Below are 334 nucleotides of genomic sequence, written 5' to 3' on the forward strand. Positions count from 1 at the left end.
GCCACCTGGCGCGGGCACGTAGATGCGACCGAAGCCATGCGCGGGGCCGAGAACTACCTGGCCCAGGCCGGGGCTTTTCACTGCCCCTACCTGCTCAACGATAACGTGGCGCTGCACGGCTCCTGGTTTGACTCGGTGGAGTGGCTCCAGCGCGCTTGGCTGCCGCAAGCGGTTCAACTCGGCTTGCGCTACGTGGCCCACGTCGTACAGGCCGACACGCACACGGATATTCTTACGCTCTCCTTCCCCACCACGCTGGTTGGCCTCATCGAGCTCCAGCTGTTCCATCAGGTGCACGAAGCGGAAGAGTGGCTGCGGAGCTGCCAGCAGCGTA

At 64.7% G+C, this 334-nt stretch carries 1 protein-coding gene; it reads left to right on the plus strand.

Going from position 1 to position 334, the window contains the following annotated elements:
• Positions 1–334, plus strand: a 334-nt coding sequence (locus BXP70_RS30275) for a hypothetical protein (protein WP_086597623.1), incomplete at both ends; no start/stop codon positions are given.

The sequence above is a fragment of the Hymenobacter crusticola genome, from assembly GCF_002154225.1.
Classification (GTDB): domain Bacteria; phylum Bacteroidota; class Bacteroidia; order Cytophagales; family Hymenobacteraceae; genus Hymenobacter; species Hymenobacter crusticola.